Source organism: Dyella thailandensis, from assembly GCF_050749815.1.
GTDB lineage: Bacteria > Pseudomonadota > Gammaproteobacteria > Xanthomonadales > Rhodanobacteraceae > Dyella_A.
Map to the genome: position 1 here is coordinate 3,560,611 of NZ_CP192735.1, position 26,675 is coordinate 3,587,285.

Here is a 26,675-nt window from a genome sequence, read left to right on the forward strand (position 1 = left end):
TGCATTCGGCAGGACGCCCAGAGCCGTCCCGCTCTCTGGCAACACACATCAAGCATTCGAGGCACGGCCCGCTGGGTGCCGGCCATCCCAAACGTTCGGAGGTAGGGCCGTGAACAAGATTTACAGCAAGGTTTGGAGCAAGACGCTCGGGACGCTGGTTGTTGCGTCGGAGCTGGCATCGGCCAGCGGCAAGTCCAGTGCCGGATGCCGTCGCTCCGGCGCCGGGCGGCTCGTCGCCCTGGCGCTCCTGTCGGGAGGCGTGATGCTCCTGCCCTTGTCTGCTCGGGCGGATGTCTGCCTCGGCTCTTTCGCCACCGGGGCGGCGCCGACCGCCGTCGGCAACGCGATGGCATGCGGTGCGGTGGCGGCAGCGCTTGGCAGCCATTCGACGGCCTTCGGGAACGAATCTCTGGCGTTGGGCAAGGCGTCGCTCGCTACGGGCTATCAGGCCCAAGCGCTGGGCGACAACAGCGTGGCCGTGGGGCCACGCGCCAGCGCCGACGGTGCAGGTGCCATCGCGCTTGGCAACAACAGTGCCGTATCCGGCAACCGTAGCATCGCGATCGGGCCCGGCAGCGCCGTCGACGGCAGCAACAGCGTGGCCGTGGGCGCCAGCTCGCAGGTGCAGGGTGACCGCGCCAGCGCCTATGGCGCCGGCGCCTCGGCCGCCGCCACGGGCGCGACCGCCGCGGGCGCGGGCAGCCAGGCCATCGGCCAGTCCAGCCTGGCCGCCGGCGTCGACAGTCGCGCGGACGGTGTCGAGGCGACGGCGGCCGGTGCGTTGGCGCAGGCCTCGGGTCTTGGAGCCACGGCGGTGGGCGCCGAAAGCGCCGCGGTGGGCGACACCGCTTTGGCGGTCGGTCCCGCGGCCGAAGCGCTGGGCGATTTCGCCACCTCCATCGGCGGCCTGTCCACCGCCAGCGGCATGAACAGCACGGCCGTCGGCAACTATGCAACGGCCGAGGCCGACGACAGTGTGGCGCTGGGCGGTGACGCGGCGGCCTACGGCGAGGGTAGTACGGCGCTCGGTCAAGGCAGCGTGGCCTACGACACCAGCACGGCGGCGGTCGGCAGCAGCAGTCTTGCCCTGGGTGTGGCAAGCACGGCGCTGGGAGCGTCCAGTGAAGCCGACGGCATGTTCGGTACTGCGGTAGGCGCGGGTGCCTACGCCAGTGCCGACCAGGCCACCGCACAAGGCAGTCTTGCACTGGCGAGCGGACTGAACAGCACGGCAAGCGGCTATTACAGCACCGCCTCCGCCGAAGACAGCAGCGCCACGGGTGCCAACAGCGCAGCGGACGGCGCGCGCAGCACGGCAACCGGTGCCGGGGCCGAGGCCGCAGCCGACGACGCTACCGCGACCGGTGGCAATGCGTACGCCGGTGCGCTTGGAGCCACGGCGACGGGCGCGTCCAGTGTCGCGGCCGGCGAGGAAAGCACGGCATCGGGCTATCAGTCGTACGCAGGCGGCGATCAGAGCGTATCGGTCGGCGCGGGCAGCGGAGCGTTCGGCACGGGCGCATCGTCGGTAGGCAGCGGCGCGGTGACGTACGGCGACTACGCGACCGCAGTGGGCTATGGCGCGACGGCGTCGGCGATCAACGCCACGGCAGTGGGCTCGGCGGCGGAAGCGTCGGGCGCCGGCAGCGTTGCGGTGGGCGGCAACGCGGTGGACGAAGACGGCAACCCGCTGCTGGTGGATGGCGACGGCAATCCGATCGCGACCGGAGCGACGAGTGCGGGCGTGGGCGGCACGGCGGTCGGAGCGAGCGCGAACGCATCGGGCTTTGCCGGGGCGGCATACGGTGTCGGCGCGGTGGCGGCAGGCCAGCTGTCGACAGCGACCGGCCCGGTGGCCAATGCGCTGGGGGATTACACGGTGGCCAGTGGCTATGGCTCGGCAGCGCTGGGAGCCAGCGCCGTGGCGGTGGGCGAGAGTAGCGTTGCCGGCGGCGACGAGAGCATGGCGCTGGGCGGTACGGTATTGGGGCTGTTCGCGACCGAAGCGGGCGGCGCCGGTGCGGTGGCGCTGGGTGCGGGCGCCTATGCGTCCGGAGACTATGCGTCGGCGCTGGGTTGGCTGGCCGAAGCGGACGGCTACAACAGCACCGCTTTGGGTTCGGGCGCCTATGCGCCGGCAGACAACGCCGTGGCCCTGGGCGCCGGCTCGGTGGCCGATCGCGTCGATAGCGTGTCGGTGGGCGATGCCGGCAGCGAACGCCAAGTTACGCACGTAGCAGCAGGCACCGAGGCGACCGATGCGGTGAACGTGGCCCAGCTGGATGAAGCGGTGAGGACGTCGACAAGCGATGCAACCCGCTACTTCCAGGCCAGTGGTGCTGGCGATGGTTCGGATGACGCGCTGGCTGCCGGCGGCTATGCGGTGGCGACGGGCGTATCCAGTGTCGCGGCCGGTGAGGAAAGCACGGCATCGGGCTATCAGTCGTACGCAGGCGGCGATCAGAGCGTATCGGTCGGCGCGGGCAGCGGAGCGTTCGGCACGGGCGCATCGTCGGTAGGCAGCGGCGCGGTGACGTACGGCGACTACGCGACCGCAGTGGGCTATGGCGCGACGGCGTCGGCGATCAACGCCACGGCAGTGGGCTCGGCGGCGGAAGCGTCGGGCGCCGGCAGCGTTGCGGTGGGCGGCAACGCGGTGGACGAAGACGGCAACCCGCTGCTGGTGGATGGCGACGGCAATCCGATCGCGACCGGAGCGACGAGCGCGGGCGTGGGCGGCACGGCGGTCGGAGCGAGCGCGAACGCGTCGGGCTTTGCCGGTGCGGCATACGGTGTCGGTGCGGTGGCGGCAGGCCAGCTGTCGACGGCGACCGGCCCGGTGGCCAATGCACTGGGGGATTACACGGTGGCCAGTGGCTATGGCTCGGCAGCGCTGGGAGCCAGCGCTGTGGCGGTGGGCGAGAGTAGCGTTGCCGGCGGCGACGAGAGCGTGGCGCTGGGCGGTACGGTATTGGGGCTGTTCGCGACCGAAGCGGGCGGCGCCGGTGCGGTGGCGCTGGGTGCGGGCGCCTATGCGTCCGGAGACTATGCGTCGGCGCTGGGTTGGCTGGCCGAAGCGGACGGCTACAACAGCACCGCTTTGGGTTCGGGCGCCTATGCGCCGGCAGACAACGCCGTGGCCCTGGGCGCCGGCTCGGTCGCCGATCAGGCCGGCACAATCTCCGTCGGAAGTGCGGGCAGCGAGCGCAAGATTGTCAATGTCGCTGATGGCGATGTGGCAGAAGCCAGCAAGGACGCCGTCAACGGCGGGCAGTTGTATGCCACCGAGCAGCGCATCGGTGCGATTGAGGGCAGTGTGGCGGACATCGGCAATACCGCCGTCCGCTATGACGGCGCCGAGCAGAACCAGGTGACGCTGGCTGGCGGCAACGGCACCACTATCGCCAATGTCGCTGCCGGTACGAACAACGGCGAGGCGGTCAACGTTGAGCAGCTGCGATCGCTCAGCGCGACCATCGGTGGCGGTATCTCGATGGGCGCAAACGGTCTGATCAATACGCCGGCATTCACGATCCAGGACAACACCTACTTCAACGTGGGTGACGCGCTCAGCGCGCTGGACGATGCCTACGACGCCATGATGCAGAACGTCATGGGCCTGGACGGCCGGCTCGGCGCGATGGAGTCGGCGTCGCCGACGGTAGAGGCGGTCCATGGGCAGGGCAACGGTTTCGCGCTGGGCGCCGACAGCGTCGCGCGCGACTCGCGGGATACCGCCGTAGGCAACGGCGCGCACATCGCGGCCGACGGCAGCACGGCATTGGGCAACAACGCAGCGGTCACCTCAACCCTGGCCACCAACTCGGTCGCCATCGGTGCCGATACCGTCGTGTCGGAAGCCTCGGGTACCGCCGTGGGCCAGGCCGCTGAAGTCTCCGCGGTGAACGGCACCGCCATCGGCCAGGCCGCTTCGGTGACGGCCGCCAATGCTGTGGCGCTGGGTCAGGGTTCGGTCGCCGATCGTGCCAACACGGTGTCAGTGGGTACGGCGGCCAACCAGCGGCAGGTCACCAACGTGGCTGCCGGCACGCAGGCGACCGATGCGGCCAACGTGGGCCAGGTCGACGAGGCATTGGCTACCGCCAAGACCTATGCCGACGCGGGTGACGTGCAGACCCTCAGCGCGGCCAAGGCCTACGCCGATCAGAAGTTGCTCGACAGCGGCGTCAGCCAGGCGGACTTCAACAGCTTCCGCAACCAGGTCGACGATCGGTTCCGTACTGTCGACAAGCGGCTGGACCAGGTGGGCGCGATGGGGTCGGCGATGTCGCAGATGGCCTTCAGCACGCAGGGTATCAACCAGCCCAACCGGCTGGGCGTGGGTGTGGGCGGCTACGGCGGTCGCACGGCGCTGGCGGTGGGGTACTCGCGCCAGGTCGGCAGCAACGCCAATGTCACCTTCGGTGGCGCGGTCAGCGGCAACGAGAGCAGCGCCGGCGTGGGCGTGGGCATAGGCTGGTAAATCCTGTCGCAGGATCGTGCGGAAAGGGGCCGGCGCCGCAGGGCGCTGGCCCCTTTTTGTGAACCGCGGCGCGCCGGCGCGTGCGCCGGCAACGATGGGATGTGTTAACAATGCGGGTCCTGATCGGCGCGGGGGCGTCGACAGGAAACGTGGATGGGTCGAGGCAGTGGAAGTGGGGTGGGTGATGGCGTCAGTGATGACCGCGTCGGGGGCCGCCGTGCCGTCGGAAATGATCGATCGGGAGGAGGCCGTGTGCACCCTGCTGGTCGCGCGCGGCGGGCTGAAGGACGGCGACCTCGCCCGAGCCCGCCGGCTGCACGAAGAAGCCCCCGAAGGCACGCTCACCGCGCTGATGGCGCGGCTGGGCCTGGTTTCCGAACGTGACCTTGCGCTGGCCTGGTCCGAGTTGCTCGGCGCGCCGCTGGTATCCACCCGCGAAGCGCCCGATCTGCCGCCGACCGAGCTGGACATCTCCGCGCGCTTCCTGAAGCAGCAGCACGTGGTGCCGATGCGCCACGGCGAGGATGGGCTCGCGCTGATTGTCTCGGATCCGGCCGACCCGTATCCGCTGGACGCGGTGCAACTGGCCGCCGGTAAGCCGGTGGCGCTGTGTATCGGCCTGCGTTCGGAGATCGATGACCTGATCGAGCGCTACTACGGCCAGGGCCGCTCGGCGATGGGCTCGATCGTGGAAAATCTCGACGGCGCGGGCGCGACCGAAGAGGAAGACGTGGAACACCTGCGCGACCTCGCTTCCGAGGCGCCGGTGATCCGTCTGGTCAATCTGATTTTGCAGCGCGCGGTGGAACAGCGCGCTTCGGACGTGCACATCGAGCCGTTCGAGAACCGGCTCAAGGTGCGTTATCGCATCGACGGCGTGCTGCACGAGGTAGAGGCGCCGCCGTCGTCGTCCACCGCCGCGGTGATATCGCGCGTCAAGATCATGGCCAAGCTCAACATCGCCGAGCGCCGCCTGCCGCAGGACGGTCGCATCCAGCTGCGCGTGCAGGGCAAGGAGCTGGACCTGCGCGTGTCCACCGTGCCGACCAGCTTCGGCGAGTCGGTGGTGATGCGCATCCTGGATCGCGAGTCGGTGGTGTTCGACTTCGCCTCGCTGGGCTTCACCGAGGCATTCGAGAAGCGCTTCGTCGAGGTGCTGCAGCGTCCGCACGGCATCCTGTTGGTCACAGGCCCGACCGGCTCGGGCAAGACCACCACGCTGTACACCGCGCTGTCGCGGATCAACACCCCCGACGTAAAGATCATCACCGTCGAGGACCCGGTCGAATACCAGCTCGAAGGTATCAACCAGATCCAGGTGAAGCCCCAGATCGGGCTGGATTTCTCCGGCGCGCTGCGCTCGATCATGCGCCAGGACCCGGACGTGATCATGATCGGCGAGATGCGCGACCTGGAAACCTGCCGCATCGCGATCCAGTCCGCGCTCACCGGCCACCTGGTGCTGTCCACGCTGCACACCAACTCCGCCGCCGGCGGCGTCACCCGGCTGCTCGACATGGGCGTGGAGGATTACCTGCTCGGCTCCACCGTCAACGGCATCCTGGCGCAGCGGCTGGTGCGCCGGCTCGACCCGGAGACGGCGGTCCCGTACGAGCCCTCGCCCGAGGTGATCGCCGAGTTCGAGCTGGAGAAATACACCAGCGAGCGACCGATCCGCCTGTGGAAGCCGGGCACCAGCGCGTCCAACCCCACCGGCTACCGCGGTCGCCGCGCGATCATGGAATTCCTGGTGATGACCGATCCGCTGCGCCGACTGATCATGCAGCGCGCTGACGCCGGCGAGATCGAGCGCGCGGCGCGCGCCGAAGGCATGCGCACCATGTACGAGGACGGCATCGCCAAGGCGGTGGCCGGCGTGACCACGCTGGAAGAGGTCCTGCGCGTGACGCAGGAAGGCTGACGTGGCGCAGTTCCGCTACCGCGCGGTCAGCGACGCCGGCGACATGCTGCAGGGGCAGATGGAGGCGGCCTCGGTCGAGGACGTGATCGCGCGCCTGCAGGACCAGGGCCACACGCCGCTGGAGGCGCAGCCCGCCGACGCGCCGGGCGGCGGCAGCGGCCTCGCCGCACTGTTCGCGCGCGGTCCCTTCACCGGCGACCAGCTGGCCCAGTTCACCCATCAGCTCGCCACCCTGCTCGGTGCCGGCCAGCCGCTGGATCGGGCACTTGGCATCCTGCTGGAGCTGCCCGAAGGCGAGCGGGCGAAGAAGTTGATCGAGCGCGTGCGCGACCGCGTACGCGGCGGCACCACGCTGTCGCAGGCGCTGGACGAGGAGCACGGCGTGTTCCCCAAGCTGTACATCTCGTTGGTGCGTGCGGGCGAGGCGGGTGGCTCGCTGGAGGAGACGCTGCGACGCCTGGCCGATTACCTGGAACGCGCGCAGCAATTGCGCGGCAGCATCGTCAACGCGCTGATCTATCCGGCCTTCCTGCTGGTCGGCGTGCTCGGCTCGCTGGTACTGCTGCTGGCCTACGTGGTGCCGCAGTTCGTGCCGATCTTCCAGGACATGCAGGTGCCGATCCCGCTGATCACCCAGGCGGTGCTCGGCCTGGGCAACCTGATCCAGGGCTGGTGGTGGCTGATCGTGCTGCTCATCGTCGGCGGCGTGTTCTTCTGGCGCGCGCGTCTGCGCGATCCCTCGGTGCGGCTGGCCTGGCACGCGAAGCTGCTCACCATACGCGTGGTCGGGCCGCTGCTGCTGAAGGTGGAAACTGCGCGCATCGCGCGCACGCTGGGTACCTTGCTGAAGAACGGCGTGCCGCTCTTGTCCTCGCTCACCATCGCGCGCCAGGTCACCGCCAACCGCGCGCTGGACGAAGCGTTGGCGAGCGCCGCCGAGCAGGTCAAGGGCGGCGCCGGGCTCGGCTTCGCGCTCTCGCAATCGCAGCGCTTTCCGCGGCTTGCCCTGCAGATGGTGCAGGTGGGCGAGGAGGCCGGCCAGCTCGACACGATGCTGCTCAAGGTGGCCGACACCTTCGAGTTGGAAAGCCGGCGCGCGATCGATCGCCTGCTCGCCGCGCTGGTGCCGGCGCTGACCATCGTGATGACCGTACTGGTGGCGATCATCATGGCGGCGATCCTGCTGCCGCTGCTCAGCCTCACCAGCAACATCCAGTGACTGGCGCTGTCCCATGTATCCGTTCCGTATGACCCGAGGTAATCCCATGCAGTCCAGGTCTTTCCGTTCCGCGCGCCGCAGCGCCGGTTTCACCCTGCTCGAAATGCTCGCCGTGATCGTGCTCATCGGCATCATCGGCGCCGTCGTGGTCACCCAGGTCGGCAAGAACGTGGACAAGGGCAAGTACGGCGCCGGCAAGGCGCAGCTCACCACGCTCGGCCAGAAGGTGGAGAACTACGCGCTGGACAACGGTACGCCGCCGCGTCAGCTCGAAGACCTGGTGACCAAGCCGTCCAATGCCGGCAACTGGCAGGGCCCGTACGCCAAGGCTTCCGACCTGAAAGATCCGTGGGGTCATGCCTTCGGCTACAAGTACCCCGGCGAGCACGGCAGTTTCGACCTGATCTTCTACGGTCAGGACGGCCAGGCCGGCGGCGACGGCTTCAGCAAGGACATCGGCAACTGGGAATAAGCCCTGCCTGCTCGGCCGACTACGGTGAATGCCCGTCCAGCTCTCCGCCTTGCCGGCGTGCCGACTGCGCGCGGCTTCACCCTGTTCGAGATGCTGGCGGTGATCCTGCTGATCGGTATCGCGGCGGCGGCGGTGTCGGTGTCGGTGTCGCAGGGGCTCAAGGGCGCACGGGTGAGTGCGGCCAGCGGCGAGCTCGCCGCCGCGCTGCGCGCGACGCGGGCCGAAGCGATCGTGAAGGGTCAGGAGCGACACTTCGACGTGGACACCCGCGCCGGCAGCTACCGCGGTGCCAACGGGCATTCCGTGCGGCTGCCGGACGGCCTGGCGGTGAGCATCACCAGCGCCAAGGAAGACCAGGTCGGCCCCGGCGTGGGGCGCATCCGCTTCTTTCCTGATGGCAGCTCCACCGGCGGCCACGTCACCTTGCAGCAGGGCCAGCGCCGCTGGCAGGTCAACGTGGCGTGGCTCACCGGCGCGGTCAGCGTGGAGCAACCGTGATGTCGCCGCATCGCGCCCGCGGCTTCAGCCTGATCGAGGTGATCGCGGCGCTGCTGTTGCTGGCGATCACCTTCACCGCGCTGATGAAGGTGGCTGGCGGTGCGATCGGGCTGACCCAGCACGCCGCGCAGCGCAGCGAGGCGGCGATGTGGGCGCGCAGCCTGCTCGACAGCGCCTTCGTCACCGAGCCGCTGCGCCCAGGCACCAGCAGCGGCACGTTCAACAAGCAGTACCGCTGGCAGCTGCAGGTGACGCCGTCGAACCCCGGCGGCAAGCCGGTTCCGAACGCGGCGCTGCAGCTGTACCAGCTCGATCTGGACGTGCGCTGGAACGGCGCCGGCCACGATCAGGTGGCGCACTTCAGCACGCTGCGCGTGGGTGTACCCGCCGCCGCGGCACCCGGAGCGGCGCCGTGAGGCGCGCGGCGGGGTTCAGCCTGCTCGAGGTGCTGGCGGCGCTGGTGCTGCTCACCCTGCTGCTGCTCGGGGTGTACTCGGGCATCCGCACCGCCACCCACAGCGTGCGCTCGGGCACCGCCGCGGTGGAGCGGCTCGATCAGGTGCGCTCCTCGCAGCAACTGCTGCGGCGCGAGCTGGCGCAAACCATGGTGGCGCCGATCGGCCACGACGAAAACGGCGACAGCGTGTTCTTCGAAGGCAAGGCGCGCAGCATGCGCTTCGTCGCGCCGTTGCCGGGTTACCTCGATCAGCTCGGGCCGCAGCTGATGGCGCTGTCGCTGGTCGACGACGGCCACGGTGCGCTGCGGCTGCAGATGCAACTGGCGATGCTGCCGCCGGACGGCAGCGCGCCCAAGCCACTGGGCAAGCCGCAGTTGCTGCTCGACCACATCAAGAGCGGCCGCTTCCAGTACCGCGGCGTCGACGCCCAGGGTCGCCCCGGCGACTGGCAGGACGGCTGGCCCGACGGCCGCCTGCTGCCGCAGCTGGTGCGGGTCGAGCTGACTCCGCTGGGCACCACGCCCTGGCCGCAGCTCACCGTGCCGCTGCGCATCGATCCATCCAGCGGACTGATGCTGCAGGGGCCGCTGCAGCGCCTGCGCGGCATGGGCGGTGGCCAATGAACCGCACGCACGAACGCGGCAGGCAGCGCGGTGTGGCCCTGCTGGTGGTGCTGTGGGCCTGCACCCTGCTCGCCGTACTGCTGGGCGGCTACGCCATCTTGGCGCGCACCGAGGGGCTGCAGGCGCGCTATGCGTTCGCGCAGACCCAGGCGCAGTACGCCGCCGAGGCCGGCATCGCCCGCGCCATCTACGCGCTGCAGGATCCGCAGCCGGCGCTGCGCTGGATTCCCGACGGCCGCCCGTACACGTTCGCTTATGGTCCGGCGACGGTGCAGGTGGCGGTGATCGACGAGAACGGCAAGGTCGATCTCAACGCCGCGGCGCCCGCCGTGCTCACCGGCCTGTTCACCGCCGCCGGCATGGAGCCGCGCGCCGCGCAGGCGTTGACCGAGCGCGTGGTGGCGTGGCGCAGTTTCAAGAATATGGTGGGGCCGGATCCGGCCGATGCGGCCTACGCCGCAGCCGGGCTGGATTACGGCCCGCGGCACGGTCCGTTCGCCAGCATCGAGGAGCTGCGCATGGTGCTCGGCATGCCCGCGGCGGTGTATCGCACGATCGCGCCGCAGGTGACGCTGTGGTCCGGCCGCGACGCGCCGAACCCGGCCACCGCGCCGCCGCTGGCGCTGGCCGCCATCCCCGGCATGGACGCGGCGCGCATCGCGCAGACCCTGCAGGCGCGCGAGGCGCTCGATCCGGCCACCGCGATGGCGTCCGGTGGCGGGGTAACGCATAGTATTCGTTCGCAGGCGACGCTCGCCGACGGCACCAAGGCCGTCGTGCGCGCGACAGTCCGCCTGCGCGGGATCGGGGCTGGTGGGCCACCCTACGCGGTGCTGCGCTGGCAGGAGGGAGACGGGGAATGAGTGCCACATCGCAGTCGCTGCGTCCGCAGCTGGAACGCGCGCGGCGCGCCTGGCGCGCGTCGCCGTTGCCCGCGTTCCTGACGTGGTGGGGCGGCGAGCTGCGCGCGCTGCTGCCGGCATCGACGCAGCAGGCGCTGGCCGGCGGAGCCGAGTGGCACCTGCTGGAGCGTCGCGGCGACAGCTGGCAGCTGCGTCGCGCGGGCGAGTCCGAAGCGTTGGCGCAATGGTCCGACGCCGACGATCCGGCGATGCAGCAGCAGGCCTTGCGCCAGGCGCTGGCCGCGGTGGACCCGCAGGATCTGCGCCTGGCCCTGTGCCTGCCCGCCGCCGCCGGCCTGCGCCGCACGCTCGCGTTGCCGCTGGCGGCACGCGACAACCTGGCCCAGGTGGTGGGGTTCGAGATCGACCGGCAGACCCCGTTTCGCGCCGAGCAGGTGGCGATGGACGTGCGCGATCTCGTGGGTCAGCCGGCCGGCGAAGGGCGCTTTGCCGCCGAGTTGATCGTGCTGCCGCGCGCCACGCTCGATCCCCTGCTGGAGCGCCTGGCCGCCCTGCGCATCCGCGTGGATGCGGTGGACCTGCTCACGGCCGACGGCCACCGCGTGGGCGCCAACCTGCTCGCCCCGGCGCAGCGACCGTGGCGCAGCGACCCGCGCCGCCGCCTCAACCTGGCCCTCGCTGCGGGCTGCGTGGTGCTTCTGGTGCTGGTCCTGGGCCAGTGGCTGCACAACCGCCAACTCGCGCTGGATGCGATGCAAGCCCAGGTCGACGCCATGCGCGCCGACGCGCAGCAGGTCGCCACGCTGCGCCAGCAACTGCAGGACAACGCCGGCGCCGCGGGCTTCCTGGCGCAGAAGAAAAAGGACACCGTGCCGGTGCTGGCACTGCTCGACGAGATGACCCGCCGTCTGCCCGACACCGCCTGGCTCGAACGCTTCAGCCTGGACGCCAGCGGGCAGATCGGATTCCAGGGCCAGAGCGTGCAGGCGGCCAAGCTGGTCGATGCACTGAAGGATTCGCCGCTAATCCGCGACGTCGGCTTCCAGGGCTCGATCCAGGCCGATCCGACCACTGGCAAGGAGCGCTTCTACATGGTCGGCAAGGTGCGCACGCCGCCATCGGCGGCCTCGACGCCGGCTGCAGGAGCCACGCCATGACCCGCCTGGTGCTGAAGCCGCGCGACAGCCGGCTCGCCGCGATCGGCCTGCTGCTGGTAGTGCTGGTGATCGCCTACTTCGCCCTGCTGCACTGGTGGTTCGTGGCGCCGCTGCGCGCGATCGACGCCCAGATGGCCGACCTGCGCGACACCCAGGGTCGCTACGCCGCCGCCATCGCGCAGAAGCCCGAGCTGGAAAAACGCATCGCCACGCTGGGTGCCGGCCAGGCTGCCAGCAGTGCGTTCCTGCCCGAGGACGATCCCAACGCCGCCAGCGCCGGCCTGATGCAGCGCGTGGTCGACGTTGCCGCCGCGCATCCGCGCAACGGCGGCTGCGAGGTGACCCAGAAGATGCCCCTGCCCGAACCGCCCCCCGACAGCTCCGAGCCCTACCGCAAGGCCGCGGTGAGCATCAGCCTGCGCTGCGATATCGAGCCGCTCAGCGCCGTGCTGCACGACCTGGAGCAGGGCACGCCGTACCTGTTCGTGGGCGACCTGAGCATCTTCCGCAACCCGGTGATCACCCAGCAGAACGCGCAGGCGCCGCTGGAAGTGCAGTTCACCCTCACCGGCTACGTGCGCCCGTCACGGAACACCCCGCCACCGCCCGCCGCGACTGGAGCCGCGCCGTGAGGGCGGCCGCACAACGTCGCCTCACACCCGGCCTGGTGCTGCTGGCCGCGGTGCTCGGTGCGCTCTTCGTGGCGCTGTTGCTGGGCGCCGGGCAGGGCGTGCGCTGGAACAAGCCGCGCGCGGTAGCGCCCTTGCCGCCGCCGGGGCGCGGCGCCGCCCTGCCGCCGCCGCAGCCGCTGGATCGCTACGCGCTGGTCTGGCAGAAACCGCTGTTCAGCCCGGACCGACGCCCGGCGGCGCTGGCCGATGCCGGGGGAGCGGTGGGTGATCTGGCGCTCACCGGCGTGATCCTCACCCGCGACGTGCACATTGCGCTGGTGCACGACAAGAGCAACAACCGCGACCTGCAGATCGTCGAGGGCCGGGCCACGCCCGACGGCCGCTGGACGCTGGTGGAAGTGCATCCGCGTGCCGCGGTGTTCGACGCGCCCGACGGCCGTGTCGAGCTGAAGCTGCCGGCCGGCGCGCCGTTCGACAAGACCGCCGCACCGCCGGACAGCGCGCCGGGCGCTGCTGAAATGCGTCAGGGCCTGGTGGAGCCCAATGCAGATAACGCGGGGGATCGCCGCATGGGCATCAGCCCGCATGCGGGTCGCGCCCAGCGCGCACGTCAGACCCAGGCCGAGCTGCAGGCGGAGCGCATCCGCCAGCTCAATGCCGTTATCCAGAAACGTCGGGCCGAGCAGGCTGACTCGACCCAGCAAGGAGTTCGTTGATGGTCCGCACGCTGAAGTCCCCGCTGTTCCGACTCGTCGCCCTCGCCGGTGCCGTTTGGCTGGCGGGTTGCGCCACGCTGCCGCCGCCGCCCGACGACGGCGCGCTGCAGCGCGAGGCGATGGCCGGCACCGAGAAGCCGGCGCCCGCCCCCCAACCGTTGAACACTTCCGTCGACACCGCCAGCACTGCGGCGGTGCAGCCGCAGGTGAGCGCGGGCAGTGGCCAGTTCATTCGCCCTACCGCGCTGGCCACGCCGCGCCCGGCGGCCAAGGGCGACGGCGCGGTCACTTTCAACTTCGAGAACCAGCCGGTGCAGGCCGTGGTGAAGGCGGTGCTCGGCGACCTTTTGAAGAAGAACTACACCATCGCCCCCGGCGTGCAGGGCAACATCTCCTTCGCCACCGCCGAGCCGGTCGATTCCAGCCAGGCGCTGCCGATCCTGGAGATGCTGCTGTCGTGGACCGGCAACGCGCTGGTCAGCGGCGACGGCGGCTATGTGGTGATACCGGCCAAGGACGCTGCCGCCGGCAACCTGGTGCCGGGGTTGGGCGCCAGCGCGCCGGCCGGCGGCCTGCAGGCGCGGCTGTTCCCGCTGCACTACATCAGCGCTACCGAGATGCAGAAGCTGGTCAAGCCGTTCGCCCGGCCCGATTCGGTGCTGCTGGTTGACCCGGCGCGCAACCTGCTGGTGCTCTCCGGCACGCCGCAGGAGCTGGCCAACTACGCGCGCACCGTGCGCACCTTCGACGTGGACTGGCTGCGCGGCATGTCGGTGGGCGTGTTCTCGCTCGAGCGCGCCAGCGTCACCGACCTGATGCCCAAGCTCGACAGCCTGTTCGGCAAGGACGGCAACACGCCGCTGGCCGGCATGCTGCGCTTCATCCCGATCGAGCGCACCAACGCGCTGGTGGTGATCTCCACCCAGCCGGACTACCTGCGCGAAGTGGGTGACTGGATCGCCCGCATCGACCGCGGTGGCGGCAACGAGCCGCAGCTGTACGTGTACGACGTGCGCAACATCAAGGCCTCGGACCTCGCCCACTACCTGGCGCAGATCTACACCGACAACGCCGGCGGCAGCAGTGGCGGCGGCGGTGGCGAAGTCGGCCCCGGGCTCACCGGCGCCACGCTGGGCAACACCGGCGGCGCCAGCGGCGCGGCGATGGGTAGTAATGCAGGCAGCTTCGGTAATAGTGGTGGCTTCAACAGCAGTGCCAGCGGGCGCGACGGCAGCGCCAGCGGCAGCATGGGTGCCAGCGGCCTGGGCAGTAGCAGCGGTGCGTCCGGTGGTGCCGGGGGCGGCAACGGCGGCGCGCTCATCAACAACGTCGGCGGCACCGGTGGCGGCGGGGATCAGCAGTACAGCTCCGGCGACGGCAGCATCCGCATCAGCTCGGTGGACGCGAACAACCAGCTGCTGGTGCGCGCGCGCCCGTCGCAGTGGAACGAGATCCAGGACGCGATCAAGCGCCTGGACAACGTGCCGCTGCAGGTACAGATCGAGACGCGCATCCTGGAGGTGAACCTGACCGGTGAATTCCAGTTCGGTGTGCAGTGGTATCTGGAAGGATTGATCGGCGGGCACAGCAACAGCGACGGCAGCTACACACCCGGCCAGCCCGGCAACCAGCAGCAGTACGCGCTGGGTCGCGGCGGTGCCAGCTTCAATCCAGCCAACGATGCGCTGTTCTATTCGTTCGTGAACTCCAATCTTCAGGTGGCCCTGCACGCGATGGAGACCAACGGCAACACCAAGACGTTGTCCGCACCGTCGATGGTGGTGATGAACAACCAGACCGCGCACATCCAGGTTGGCAACCAGGTGCCGGTGAACCAGACCAGCGTGAATCCCGGCGTGGGCACGGCGGTGTACAACCAGGTCAGCTATCTCAACACCGGCGTGATCCTCAATGTGCAGCCGCGCGTGAATCCCGGTGGCCTGGTTTACATGAACATCGGTCAGCAGGTAAGCCAGGTCGACCGCAGCCAGGCACCGGTCAACGGCAATCCGACGATCTCGCAGCGCGAGCTGTCGACCCAGGTCGCCGTGCAGAGCGGCCAGACCGTACTGCTCGGCGGCCTGATCCAGCAGGACGAAGGCGACACCAATACCGGCGTTCCGGGCCTCAACCGCATCCCCCTGCTTGGTCGCTTGTTCGGCCAGACCAGCCGCAACCACAACCGCACGGAGCTGATCGTGCTGATCACCCCGCGCGTGATCGCCAGCAGCGACGACGCCCGCGACATCACCAACGAGTACCAGCAGAAGTTCGAGTCGTTGGCCCCGCTGCGCGCGAAGGCCAAGCCGTAAAGCAAGGCATCGCCTGCAAGCAGGCTCCTGCCGCAAGGCTCCATGCAGGAGCCCGCTCGCGGGCGATGCTTTCGCTTCTGCGTAAGGCCCAGCCGAGCCAGCACGTATCATCCACGCGATGATTCCGCCGTCCCCCGCCTTTCCGATCACCCCGCTGCTGCCCGCCATCCGCGATGCGCTCACCGCGCATCCGCGGCTGGTGCTGGAAGCGCCGCCCGGCGCCGGCAAGACCACCCAGGTGCCGCTGGCACTGCTCGATGCGCCGTGGCTGGCGGGGCAGAAACTCCTGATGCTCGAACCGCGCCGCATCGCCGCGCGCGCCGCCGCGCAGTTCATGGCGCAGCAGCTCGGTGAGCCGGTGGGGCAGACGGTGGGCTACTCGATCCGCTTCGAGTCGCGCACCAGTGCGGCGACGCGCGTCGAGGTGGTCACCGAGGGCATCCTGACGAGGCTGATCCAGGACGATCCAGAGCTCAGCGGCATTGGCGCGATCGTGTTCGACGAATTCCACGAACGGCATCTGGCCGGCGACCTCGGCGTCGCGCTGGCGCTGGACGTGCAGGCCACGCTGCGACCGGAGCTGCGCCTGCTGGTGATGTCCGCCACGCTGGATGGCGAACGCATCGCCCAGTGGCTGGATGCGCCCCGCATAAGCAGCCCCGGGCGCAGCTTTCCGGTGCGCATCGAGTACCCGCCGGCGCGCACCCAGGAAAGCGTGGAGCACCACGTGGCGCGCATCGCACGGCAGGCGCTGGCGGAGAACGACGGCGACGTGCTGGTGTTCCTGCCCGGCCGGCGCGAGATCGCCCGCGCGCAGACCGTACTGGCCGCCACGCTCGCCGAGCAGGTGGAACTGGTGCCGCTGCACGGCGAACTCACTCTGGCCGAGCAGCAGCTTGCGTTGAGCCCCGCCGAACCGGGCACCCGTCGCGTCGTGCTGGCCACCAACGTGGCCGAGTCCAGTGTCACCTTGCCGGGCATCCGTGCGGTGATCGACACCGGCCTGGCGCGCGAGCCGCGCTTCGATCCCAACTCCGGCTTCACACGGCTGGAGACGGTGACGATCTCGCAGGCCTCGGCCGACCAGCGCGCCGGTCGCGCCGGCCGCGTGGCCGAAGGCACGGCCTATCGCCTGTGGCCGCAGAGCAAGCGGCTGGAACCTTCGCGCACAGCAGAGATCGCCCAGGCCGAACTGTCCGCGCTGGCGCTGGAGCTGGCCGCGTGGGGCATCACCGCAGCGAGCGCCGCCGACCTGCCGTGGCTCGATTCGCCGCCGGCTGGTGCGCTGGCGCAGGGACGCGAACTGCTGGCGCTGCTCGGTGCACTGGACCGCGACGGCCGCATCACCGCGCTGGGCCGACGCATGCTCGAACTCGGCGCGAGCCCGCGACTGGCCGCCGCCGCGCTGCGCGCCCCGTCCGAGCGCCTTGCCCTCGTCGCCGACCTGCTGGCGCTGATGGACGCGCGCTCACCGCTGCGCGGCGAGCTGGCGCGCAGCGACGACTTCCGCGCCCGCGTGGGCGCGCTGCACGTGTGGCGCGATCGTCGCGGTGGCGGACGAGTCGAGGCCGACGTCGGCGCGCTGGCGGCGATCGAACAGGCGGCCAAGGGCTGGCGCCGACGCCTGGACGTGCGTACCGCGGCCACGGGCGTGCCGGACAGCCACGCGGTGGGCGACCTGCTGGCGCACGCGTTTCCCGACCGCATCGCCTTTCGCGATGCCAGCCAGCCGCTGCGCTACACGCTGGCCAACGGCCGCGGCGCGCGCCTGCACGAGCAGACCGCGCTGCTCGGCGAGCCGTGGCTGGTGGCGCTGGACCTGCGCCACGAGGCCCGTGACAGCCTGATCCTCGCCGCCGCGCCGCTCGATCCGCGTCAGCTCGAGCGCGACTTTCCCGCCGCGTTCGCGCGCGAGCGCGTGCTGCGCTGGAACGAGGCGCGCGGTGCGGTGGAGGCGTTCGAGGAGCAGCGCTTCGGCGCCATCGTGCTGGAACGGCGCAGCGTGCCGGTGCAGCCGGCCGACGCGCTGCCCGCCCTGCTCGCCGCGGTGCGCAGCCGCGGACTGGACGCGCTGCCGTGGAGCGACTCGGCGCGCCGGCTGCGCGCGCGCATCCAGGCCTTGCGCGAGTGGATGCCGGAGCTGGGACTGCCCGACGTCAGCGACGCGCATCTGCTGGCCACGCTGGAGCAGTGGCTGGCGCCGCATCTGGAGGGCAAGCGCGGGCTCGACGCGCTGGCCGGCGAATCGCTGTCGCAGGCGCTCGCCGCCATGCTCGACTACGAGCAGCGACGCACCCTCGACGCGCAGGTACCCGACCAGCTGGTGGTGCCCAGCGGGCAGAGTCGTCGGATCGAGTACGCGCCCGGCGAGCCGCCGGTGCTGGCGGTGAAGCTGCAGGAACTGTTCGGCCTCGCCGACACGCCGCGGATCGGCGGCGGCCGGGTGCCGGTGACGCTGCACCTGCTGTCGCCGGCGGGCCGCCCGATCCAGGTCACGCAGGATCTGAAAGGCTTCTGGGAGCGCACCTACCCGGAGGTGAAGAAGGAGCTCAAGGGCCGCTATCCGCGCCACCCGTGGCCGGACGATCCGTGGAGCGCCACGCCCACCCATCGGGCCAAGCCGCGCGGCACTTAGGGAGGCTCTGACCAACCCTACGCAGGCGCCATCACCCAATCCATTTGAATTGAGCGGGCTGGGCCGTGGCTGTCTGCCCACATGCCTTCGGTCCGCCGTCTCGACAGACAGCCACGGTGGCACCTGTGTAGGGTCGATCAGAGCATCCCTCTGCGCGCCGCGCGGCGCGTGCGTCACGCCTGCTTGCGGCGGAACAGCTTCTTGAACAGGCCGGCCACGGCGGCGATGCCGAGCACGATGAATTTCTTGAGCGCCAGCAGCATCACGCCGAGCTTGGCGAACAACCCCGCCTTGGCCGCGATGCCGCCGGCGACCAGCGCGCCGATGCCGTAGGCGGCGAGCTTGTCGGTGCTCTTGTCGAAGTCGGTGTAGCGCTGGCCGGCGTCGAAGTCGGTCATCGCCAGCACCTGCGGCATGTCCGCCTTGACCTGCGCCAGCTGGTCGATGGGCGCCACCGCGTTGAGCGACAGATAGCCCTGCCGGCCCAGCACGCGGATGTCGTAGTTGAGCGAGTGCCCGCTGCGGCCGTCGTGACTGAAGATCAGGTCGCGCGCCCAGTACAGCTTGTGGCTGGCTTCGTCGTAGTGCGGCGGTTCGGCCCAGCCGGCCAGTTCCACTTCGGGGAAGCCCTGCTTGCGCCGTTCGGCGTTCTCGTCGTGCGCGCTTTCCTGCATGTCGCGCAGCATCTTGTCGTAGTCGATGCCCGCGGCATCGGCGTCGGAGACGTAGCCGTCGTCCACATAGGTCACCACCACCGCCCAGCTGTCCTCATCCAGCAGCACGTGCGGATCATCGCTGGGCAGGATCATGCCCAGCACGTCCTTGTCCGGCGGGTTGTCCCACAGCTCGCTGAGCACGCGCTGGGCATCGCGCGCGTTGAGGAAGCCGTAGCCCGGTTTCAGCGCGAGGTGCGCATGGGCGGCGGGAACGGCAACGTTGCCACTGACCGGGTGCAGCGAGGCGAGAAAATGTTCGGCCTGGCTGTCGGCGGCGTCGGCCGCGTGTCCGGCGAGTGACAGGCAAAGCAAGGCAGCCAGCGCGAAGCGTGCCGGCACGGTATAGCGGCGTGTCATGTGTTGTCCCCTGTAGCGTTCGTTCCGTCGATGCGCGGCCGTGGTGCGGCGCGCGCGGGCGCTCCCCCTCGGCGCGTCCCGGCGATGTTGTACCAGAGCCGACGAGGGACGCCCAGCCGGCGTAATCCTTCACAAAACCGTACTGCGCAACGTGGCCGGATGTGCTCAGATAGCTTTCAGTGCCCGCCGGCGACACGGACAACCGCTTGAGCCAGCCACCTGCCTCATCACTCCCTGCCAGGACGGCCCCGCTGCCTGCCGCTGCGGCCGTGGACGGTGCCGCCACGCGTCCACCGAAGGGAACATGGACCGGTTTCTGGGTGCTGCTCACGCTGGTGCTGGGCGTGGGGCTCACGCTGTTGCTGCATCACCAGCAACGTGTGCGCCAGCTGGCGGCCGATCATGCCGCCATGCACGAGCTGGCCGACAAGAGCTACGCCGCGCTGCAGGCGCGGCTGTCGTCTTCCGAGCTGCTGATGCGCGCCGTGCAGACCCTGTTCATCGCCTCGGACCAGGTCACCGACGACGACTTCGCGCATTTCTACGAGAACCTGCGCCCCCGCGAGCTGTTTCCCAGCCTGGTGGCGCTGGCCTATGCGGCGCGCGAGACCGGCCCGGAAGGCGAGCGTTACATCACCCGTCGCGTGCAGCCGCTGGCCGGCAACGAGCGGCTGCTTGGGCTGGATATCAGCCAGCAGGGGCGCAACATGGCCGCACTGGTGGCCGCGCGCGAGAGCGACACTTTCAGCCTGTCCGGACCGTTCGCGCTGGTGCAGGTCGGCGCGGACGGACGGCGTATCCCCGGCGTCACGTTGCGGCTGCCGATCTACAGCGAGGGCGCGCCGCCCGCCAATGCGCAGCAGCGCAACGCCCGGCTGGTGGGTTCCATCGCCGCCTCGTTCAATGTGTCCGAATGGATCGGCAGTGCCTTCACCGCCGACGCGCTCAAGCGGCTGCAAATCGAGGTGAGCGACGTGACGGCCGCGCCGCAGCCGCTGTTCGATTCCGACCCTGGCGCGGCGATCGCCGATGGCGGCGATTTCTTGCGTGACCTGCATTACGGCGGCCGGGTCTGGCGGGTGAGCATGCTCTACCGGCCGCATCCCGAGCGGGCCTTCGGCTGGTCGCAGTCGCTGTTGCCGTCGGGGCTGCTGATCACGCTGCTGCTGGCGACGCTGGTGTGGTCGGTGGCCGGCACCCAGCGGCGGGCGGTAGAGCTGGGATGGCGGATGAGCCGCCGTTACCGGGAAAGCGAGGAACGTTTCCGCGCGCTCAACGAGCTGCTGCCGGCGCTGGTGGTGCTGGCCGATGCCGACAACGGACGCGTCACCTATGCCAACCAGGCCTCGCGCGACCGGCTCGGCGAGGACCTGATCGGGCGCGCGTTGCCCGAGCTGTTCCAGGACGCGGCCGTGCAGCACTGGTTGCACGATCCCCAGGGGGTGGAGGTCAGCCGGGTCGATGCCACGCTGCTCAGTGAGAGCGGCCAGCGCTTCTGGGCCAGCGTGTCGATCGCGCGGGTGGAGCTGGACGGCGTGCCCAAGCTGTTGATGGTGGCCGCCGACATCACCGAGCAGCGCCAGCTCAACGAGCGGCTGAGCCACCAGGCCAGCCACGACGCGCTGACCCACCTCTACAACCGACGCGAGTTCGAGCGCCGCCTGGCCGAGGCGATGGCGGCGGTTGCGCACGGTGCGCCGCCGGCGGCGCTGCTGTACATCGACCTGGACCAGTTCAAGCTGATCAACGACACCTCCGGCCACATGGCCGGCGACCAGCTGCTGACCCAGTTGGCGATGGTAATGCGCGAGCAGCTGGGGCCACACGATGTGCTGGCGCGTCTGGGCGGCGACGAATTCGGCGTGCTGCTGCCGAACATCGGCGAGCGGGCCACGGCGGAGGCCGCGGCCGAGCAACTGCGCCGCCGCATCGACGGCTATGTGTTCATGTGGGAGCAGCGCACGTATTCGATCAGTGCCAGCGTAGGCGGCGTGCTGATCGACCTGCCCGATGGGGTGCATCTGCACGAGCTGTTCGCCCAGGCCGACACCGCCTGCTACATGGCCAAGGAGATGGGCCGCAACCGCGTGCACTTCTACTCCGAGCATGACGACGAAACCGCACGGCGGCGCAGCGAGATGGAGTGGGCCAATCGCCTGCGCTGGGCGGCCGACGAGGGGCGCCTGTTGCTCACCTACCAGGAGCTCACGCCGCTGGCGCCGGCCGACCGCGATGGTGTGCGCATCGAGCTGCTGCTGCGCTTTCGCGACGAGAGCGGCCGGCTGATGGTGCCCGGCGCATTCATGCCCGCGGCCGAGCGCTACGGCCTGATGCCGACCATCGACCGCTGGGTGATCGAGACGGCGCTCTCGCACTTCGATCAGCTGCACCCGCTTGGCGCGGCGCTGCGACTGGCCACGATCAACCTCTCCGGCGCCAGCGTGGAAGACGACGCGCTGGCCGACCGCATCATCGAGCTGCTGTCGCTGCACCGGGTCGACCCGGGCCGGGTGTGCTTCGAGATCACCGAGACGGTGGCGGTGCGCCATCTCTCGCAGGTCGCACGCTTCATGCAGCGGCTGCGCGCGGTGGGTTGCAAGGTGGCGCTGGATGACTTCGGCGCCGGCATGTCCTCCTTCGGCTATCTGAAGAACCTGCCGGTGGACATCATCAAGATCGACGGCAGCTTCATTCGCGACATGCTCGACGACCCGGTGAGCTACGCGATGGTGCGCGCGGCCACCGACATCGGCCACCAGATCGGCCTGACCGTGGTGGCCGAGTGGGTGACCAGCGAGCCGGTGATGCAGGCGCTGCGCGAACTGGGCGTGGACCTGGCGCAGGGCTTCTCGCTGCACATGCCGGAACTGGTGCCGTTCCAGCGCGAGTGACGCCGCTCCGGCGTCAGTCGCGGTGGATCACTTGGCCGCGGGTGCCGCTTCCGGGGCCTGCCGCTCGAAGCTGCCGGCCGGGCCGGGGAAAACCACCGGGCTCTCGTAGCCGTCGGCCGAGACCGCCGACACGCCGAAGAACCAGTCGTCGATCACCACGTTCTTGATCACCGCCTTGTCCACGTCGCCCACCGCCCGCGCGTACTGCCAGCGCGGCGCGGTGGTGTCACGCCAGTGCACGCGATAGCCGGCGGCGCCGGGCACCTGGGTCCAGCGCACCGTGGTGTCGGTGGCCAGCGCGCCTTCGGTCTTCACGCCCGTCGGGGGCGCGGGGGCATTGGCCATCGCGGCCATCGTCAACGTGTTGAGCGCGGTGACGCGGGCGAGGTAGCGGAAGTCGATGCCGTCCAGCGTATCGCCGTAGCGCACGCCGCCCTTGCTGCGCAGGTCCTGGTGCTGGCGGGTGTAATCCTCGTGGCCCTCGCTGACGCGGATCGCCGGGTAGCCCGCCTTGAGGAATTCCACCTGGTCCCCGCCGCGGCCGTAGCGGTCGGTGCGATAGACCAGCTTCACGCGGAAGTCGGGCAGGTACTGGTCGGCGATCGACGCCATGTAGCGCGCCACGTTGCGCGAGGGCGAATCCACCTCGCCGCCGAAGTAGTTGCGCACGCGCGCCTGCTTGGCCGTCTCGGTGCTGCGCGTGCCTTCGCTGAACACCCGCACGGTGGTGTTGTCGCGCACGCCGTTCTGGCCGCGGCTGTTGCCGACGATGTCGTTGTTGAGGTCGGCCTCCACCTGCCAGCCCTGCGCCGCCGCGTAGTCGGCCAGCACCTTGCCGCCGTACAGGCCCTGCTCCTCGCCCGAGAGCGCGGCGAACACCAGCGTGGCGCGGTTGTCCTGCTTCGACAGCAGCCGCGCTGCTTCCATCAGCGCCGCCACGCCGGACGCGTCGTCGTTGGCGCCCGGCGCGTCGCGGGTGGCGTCCATGATGTCGCTGACGCGCGAGTCGAGGTGTCCGCTCATCACGATGACGCGCTTGGGATCGCTGCTGCCGCGCTTGATCGCCACCACGTCCATCACTTCGGTGGGTGTCGGAATCCGCTCGCCGGAGAACACCTGCGAAGGCGTCACCACCTCGATGCAGCCGCCGCAGTCGCGCGAGATCGCCTCGAACTGCGCCTTCACCCAGCGCCGCGCGGCGCCGATGCCGCGCTTGTTGGATTTCGTATCGGACAGCGTGTGCCGGGTGCCGAAGCCGACTAGGCGCGCGATGGTGTCGTGCAACCGCGCCTCGCTGGGCGCCGTGGCAAGTGCATGCAGAGCCGGCTGTTCGTGGGCTTGCGCCAACTCCTGCGCCAGCAGTGGCGCGCTCATGCCGAGCGAGCTGAAGGCGGTGGCGGCAAGCAGGATTCGCAGACGTGGCATGGCGGGCTCTCGCGTGATCGAGGGAAGCGCTGCGCACAACGCATCGCCGCAGTATGCGCAGCGCCACGGCGGCGCACCACCCGACCTTGGGCGTGCGACCATGCGCGCCATGACTGACTCCAACACACCGCGCGCTGCCGTGATCGGCGGCGGGCCCGCCGGTCTGATGGCCGCCGAGCAGCTGCGCGAGGCCGGCATCGCCGTCGACCTGTATGACGCCATGGGCTCGGTGGGCCGCAAATTCCTGCTTGCCGGCAAGGGCGGCCTCAATCTCACCCACGGCGAAGCCTTCGAGGATTTCGTGAGCCGCTACGGCGAACGGGCGGGTGAGATCGCCGACTGGTTGCGCGACTTCGACGCCGAGGCCCTGCGCGCCTGGGCACACGGACTGGGCGTGGAAACCTTCGTCGGCAGTTCCGGCCGCGTGTTCCCGGCAGACATGAAGGCGGCGCCCTTGTTGCGCCGCTGGGTGCGCCGGCTGCATGTCGAGGGCGTGCGCTTCCACATGCATCACCGATGGCTGGGGTGGGGTGACGACGGCGCACTGCGCTTCGCCACGCCTGCCGGAGAGATCATCGTGCGCGCCGATACCACCGTGCTGGCCCTCGGCGGCGGCTCCTGGCCGCAGCTGGGCTCGGACGGCGCCTGGGTAGGCACGCTCGAAGCGGCAGGCGTTGCGCTCGCGCCGCTGGCGCCGGCCAACTGCGGCTTCGAGCGACCGTGGAGCGAGCACCTGATCAGCCGCTTCGCCGGTGCGCCGCTGAAGGCGGTGGTGGCGCAGTGGCACGACCGCAACGGTTGGCGCCACCAGCGCCAGGGCGAGTGCGTGATCTCCGAGTACGGCATCGAGGGCAGTCTGGTCTACGCCATCGGCCCGGCGCTGCGCGAGCAGATCGCGGCGCGCGGCGAGGCGCTGCTCAAGCTCGATCTGGCGCCGGGTTATCCGCTGGACACGCTGGTGTCGCGGCTGGGCGCGCCGCGCGGCAAGCACAGCATCGGCGACTGGCTGCGCCGCCGCGCGGGGCTCGATGCGGCCAAGTGCGCGCTGGTGTTCGAGCTGGCCGACAAGGCCACGCTGGCCAACCACGTGGCGCTGGCCGGCTTGATCAAGGCCCTGCCGCTGCGTTTGCAATCGCCGCGGCCAATCGCCGAGGCAATCAGCACGGCCGGTGGCGTGCGCTTCGACGCCCTGCAGGGCGACACCCTGATGCTGCACGCCCGCCCGGGCGTGTTCTGCGCCGGCGAGATGATCGACTGGGAAGCCCCGACCGGCGGCTATCTGCTCACCGCCTGCTTCGCCAGTGGCCGGCGCGCCGGCCGTGGTGCGGCGCGCTGGTTGCACCGCGTCTGATCCGCGCGATGCCTTGCGCACTGCAGCATCGAGACGCACTGGTGACCGTTGTGGATCGGCGTTACGCTCGGATGTCGGTACGGTCGGAGACCGGCGTCGTGCCCGCCTCGGGCGATGGTGGCTGTAGGCGAATGTCCGGCGTATCTCGTTGCGAAGAGGATGCTCAGCATGAAGATTCGTTCCCTGTCCCTGGTGCTCGCGCTGGCTGTCGTGGCCGGCGGCGCAATGGCTGGTGAGGCCGTCCACGCGGCCACCGGCAACGCGGCTGCGATTCCGGCCAACCCGGCACATCAGGCGCTCGGCCTGTCGTCGGCCGATGCCCTCACCGATGTCGACGTGGCACGCCTGGCGCGTGCGGCGGTCGACATGCCTGCCTGCAGTACCTGTCACTGACGAGCGCGGGGTCGCCGCCGCATCGGGCGGCGGCCCGGTTCAGCTCACGTCATTCGTCATCTCGCGTCATTCGCCTGCGGGCCTCGTCGCGGCCCGCATCGGCGTTCAGCCCAGTGCGCGCACGCGGAAGTTGCGCCCCTTGATGCGCCCGGCGCGTAGTCGTTCCAGCGCCTTGTTCGCGAGTTCGCGGCTGATCGCCACGTAGGCGCGGGTGGCGAACACGTCGATCTTGCCGATGTCGGCCGCCTGCAGGCCGGCGTCGCCGGTGAGCGCGCCGAGGATGTCGCCCGGACGCAGCTTGTCCTGCCGACCGGCATCGATCACCAGGGTCTTCATCGGCGCCAGCTGCAGCGTCTTGCCGCGTGGCGGCTGCACCCGGAGTGGTTCGCGCCGCAGCGGCGCGCCCAGCACCTGCTCGATGTTGTCTGCCTTGGGCGCTTCGCGCGGTGTGAGCAGGGTGAGCGCCAGCCCCGATTCGCCGGCACGGCCGGTGCGGCCGATGCGATGGGTGTGGGTGTCCGGATCGTGCGCGATGTCGAAACTCACAACCAGCGGCAGCGCCGCGATGTCCAGCCCGCGCGCGGCCACGTCGGTGGCCACCAGCACGGCGCAGCTGCGGTTGGCAAAGCGCACCAGCACCTCGTCGCGATCGCGCTGCTCCATGTCGCCGTGCAGGGCCAGCGCGGAGAAGCCGCGGCGGTCCAGCTCCTGCGCCACCGCGTCGACGTCCTTGCGCATGTTGCAGAACACCAGCGCCTGCGCCCGCTCGGCCGGGCCCTGGCGTTCGGCAATCAGCAGCTGCGCCAGCGCATCGAGCTTCTGTGCCGGCTCCACCAGGAAGAAGCGCTGCTCGATCGATGGCCGCTGCGTGGCCGGCGCCTCGACCGTGACCTCGACCGGATCGCGCTGCACGCGCGCGCTCACCGCGCGGATCTCCTCCGGGTAGGTGGCCGAGAACAGTAGCGTCTGGTGGTGCTTGGCGATACGCCCGACGATGTCGTCGATCGCTTCGGAAAAGCCCATGTCGAGCATGCGGTCGGCCTCGTCCAGCACCAGCACCTTGATGCCGCCGCCGTGCAGGCTGCCGCGCTTGAGATGCTCCTGCACGCGGCCGGGCGTGCCCACCACGATGTGCGGGTCATGCGTGAGCGAGGCCAACTGCGGCCCCAACGGCATGCCGCCACACAGCGTCAGCAGTTTCACGTTGGGGATGCCCGCGGCGAGCTTGCGGATCGCCTTGCTGACCTGGTCGGCCAGCTCGCGCGTGGGGCACAGCACCAGCGCCTGCAGCCGGATGGTGTCCGGATCGATGCTTTGCAGCAGCGAGAGGCCAAACGCGGCGGTCTTGCCCGAACCGGTCTGCGCCTGCGCGATGACGTCGCGCCCGGCGAGCATGGGCGGCAGGCTGAGCTCCTGCACCGGAGTCATCTCGGCATAGCCGAGCGTCGCAACGCTGGACAGCAGGGCGGGTTTGAGCGGGAGCGTGCTGAAAGAAGTCATGCGCCATGATCGCATCTATGGCGCGCATGCGGACGGTGCGCGCCGCACCGGTC

At 70.2% G+C, this 26,675-nt stretch carries 19 protein-coding genes; 16 read left to right on the forward strand and 3 right to left on the reverse strand.

Going from position 1 to position 26,675, the window contains the following annotated elements; translation table 11 throughout:
• Positions 1–109: 109 nt before the first annotated feature.
• From ACQVBX_RS16210 to hrpB, 13 genes are all read left to right on the forward strand, one after another.
• On the forward strand, positions 110–4,483 hold the full coding sequence (locus ACQVBX_RS16210; RefSeq protein WP_431635371.1) for a beta strand repeat-containing protein: 4,374 nt from the start codon (positions 110–112) through the stop codon (positions 4,481–4,483).
• 196 nt (positions 4,484–4,679) lie between these two features.
• Entirely contained in the window at positions 4,680–6,404 is a 1,725-nt protein-coding gene (gene gspE / locus ACQVBX_RS16215) for a type II secretion system ATPase GspE (protein ID WP_431635372.1), read from the forward strand.
• A gap of 1 nt (position 6,405) precedes the next feature.
• Positions 6,406–7,623 carry a type II secretion system inner membrane protein GspF gene (gene gspF / locus ACQVBX_RS16220; RefSeq protein ID WP_431635373.1) on the forward strand — a complete coding sequence of 406 codons (1,218 nt, stop codon included), beginning with the start codon at positions 6,406–6,408 and terminating at the stop codon, positions 7,621–7,623.
• Between the two features lie 46 nt (positions 7,624–7,669).
• The gene (gspG, locus tag ACQVBX_RS16225) at positions 7,670–8,095 is read left to right on the forward strand and encodes a type II secretion system major pseudopilin GspG (protein ID WP_431635374.1); all 426 of its coding nucleotides are present in this window, start codon (positions 7,670–7,672) and stop codon (positions 8,093–8,095) included.
• A gap of 57 nt (positions 8,096–8,152) precedes the next feature.
• A complete protein-coding gene (locus tag ACQVBX_RS16230) occupies positions 8,153–8,593 on the forward strand; it encodes a GspH/FimT family pseudopilin (RefSeq protein WP_431635376.1) in 441 nt (146 codons plus the stop codon).
• A complete protein-coding gene (locus ACQVBX_RS16235) occupies positions 8,593–9,009 on the forward strand; it encodes a type IV pilus modification PilV family protein (RefSeq protein ID WP_431635377.1) in 417 nt (138 codons plus the stop codon). The genes ACQVBX_RS16230 and ACQVBX_RS16235 overlap by 1 nt, the downstream gene beginning before the upstream one ends.
• Positions 9,006–9,674, forward strand: a complete 669-nt coding sequence (locus tag ACQVBX_RS16240; protein ID WP_431635378.1) for a prepilin-type N-terminal cleavage/methylation domain-containing protein — start codon at positions 9,006–9,008, stop codon at positions 9,672–9,674. Before ACQVBX_RS16235 ends, ACQVBX_RS16240 begins: the two co-directional genes overlap by 4 nt.
• A complete protein-coding gene (locus ACQVBX_RS16245; protein WP_431635379.1) occupies positions 9,671–10,537 on the forward strand; it encodes a general secretion pathway protein GspK in 867 nt (288 codons plus the stop codon). Before ACQVBX_RS16240 ends, ACQVBX_RS16245 begins: the two co-directional genes overlap by 4 nt.
• A complete protein-coding gene (locus ACQVBX_RS16250; RefSeq protein ID WP_431635380.1) occupies positions 10,534–11,694 on the forward strand; it encodes a PilN domain-containing protein in 1,161 nt (386 codons plus the stop codon). The genes ACQVBX_RS16245 and ACQVBX_RS16250 overlap by 4 nt, the downstream gene beginning before the upstream one ends.
• Entirely contained in the window at positions 11,691–12,326 is a 636-nt protein-coding gene (gene gspM / locus ACQVBX_RS16255) for a type II secretion system protein GspM (protein WP_431635382.1), read from the forward strand. The genes ACQVBX_RS16250 and gspM overlap by 4 nt, the downstream gene beginning before the upstream one ends.
• Positions 12,323–13,042: a hypothetical protein gene (locus tag ACQVBX_RS16260; protein ID WP_431635383.1), complete on the forward strand. Its 720-nt coding sequence runs from the start codon at positions 12,323–12,325 to the stop codon at positions 13,040–13,042. Before gspM ends, ACQVBX_RS16260 begins: the two co-directional genes overlap by 4 nt.
• Entirely contained in the window at positions 13,042–15,354 is a 2,313-nt protein-coding gene (gspD, locus tag ACQVBX_RS16265; RefSeq protein WP_431635385.1) for a type II secretion system secretin GspD, read from the forward strand. Before ACQVBX_RS16260 ends, gspD begins: the two co-directional genes overlap by 1 nt.
• Before the next feature lie 118 nt (positions 15,355–15,472).
• Positions 15,473–17,989, forward strand: coding sequence for an ATP-dependent helicase HrpB (hrpB, locus tag ACQVBX_RS16270; RefSeq protein WP_431635386.1), 2,517 nt, complete (start codon positions 15,473–15,475; stop codon positions 17,987–17,989).
• Positions 17,990–18,162: 173 nt separating this feature from the next.
• Here the strand turns inward: hrpB and ACQVBX_RS16275 are convergent, their stop codons facing one another.
• Positions 18,163–19,062, reverse strand: coding sequence for a DUF2167 domain-containing protein (locus ACQVBX_RS16275; RefSeq protein ID WP_431635388.1), 900 nt, complete (start codon positions 19,060–19,062; stop codon positions 18,163–18,165).
• Positions 19,063–19,331: 269 nt separating this feature from the next.
• Here ACQVBX_RS16275 and ACQVBX_RS16280 point away from each other — a divergent pair, with 269 nt between their 5' ends.
• A complete protein-coding gene (locus tag ACQVBX_RS16280; RefSeq protein WP_431635390.1) occupies positions 19,332–21,953 on the forward strand; it encodes a bifunctional diguanylate cyclase/phosphodiesterase in 2,622 nt (873 codons plus the stop codon).
• Between the two features lie 27 nt (positions 21,954–21,980).
• Here the strand turns inward: ACQVBX_RS16280 and ACQVBX_RS16285 are convergent, their stop codons facing one another.
• Positions 21,981–23,378: a M20/M25/M40 family metallo-hydrolase gene (locus tag ACQVBX_RS16285; protein ID WP_431635393.1), complete on the reverse strand. Its 1,398-nt coding sequence runs from the start codon at positions 23,376–23,378 to the stop codon at positions 21,981–21,983.
• Positions 23,379–23,487: 109 nt separating this feature from the next.
• On the opposite strand from ACQVBX_RS16285, the gene ACQVBX_RS16290 reads away from it, so the two are divergent.
• A complete protein-coding gene (locus ACQVBX_RS16290; RefSeq protein ID WP_431635395.1) occupies positions 23,488–24,729 on the forward strand; it encodes a TIGR03862 family flavoprotein in 1,242 nt (413 codons plus the stop codon).
• 168 nt (positions 24,730–24,897) lie between these two features.
• Positions 24,898–25,122 (forward strand): hypothetical protein, encoded by a 225-nt coding sequence (locus tag ACQVBX_RS16295; protein ID WP_431635397.1) that lies wholly within the window; start codon positions 24,898–24,900, stop codon positions 25,120–25,122.
• A 105-nt stretch (positions 25,123–25,227) separates the two neighbouring features.
• Here ACQVBX_RS16295 and dbpA read toward each other — a convergent pair whose 3' ends face one another.
• Positions 25,228–26,622 carry an ATP-dependent RNA helicase DbpA gene (gene dbpA / locus ACQVBX_RS16300; protein WP_431635399.1) on the reverse strand — a complete coding sequence of 465 codons (1,395 nt, stop codon included), beginning with the start codon at positions 26,620–26,622 and terminating at the stop codon, positions 25,228–25,230.
• Positions 26,623–26,675: the final 53 nt, after the last annotated feature.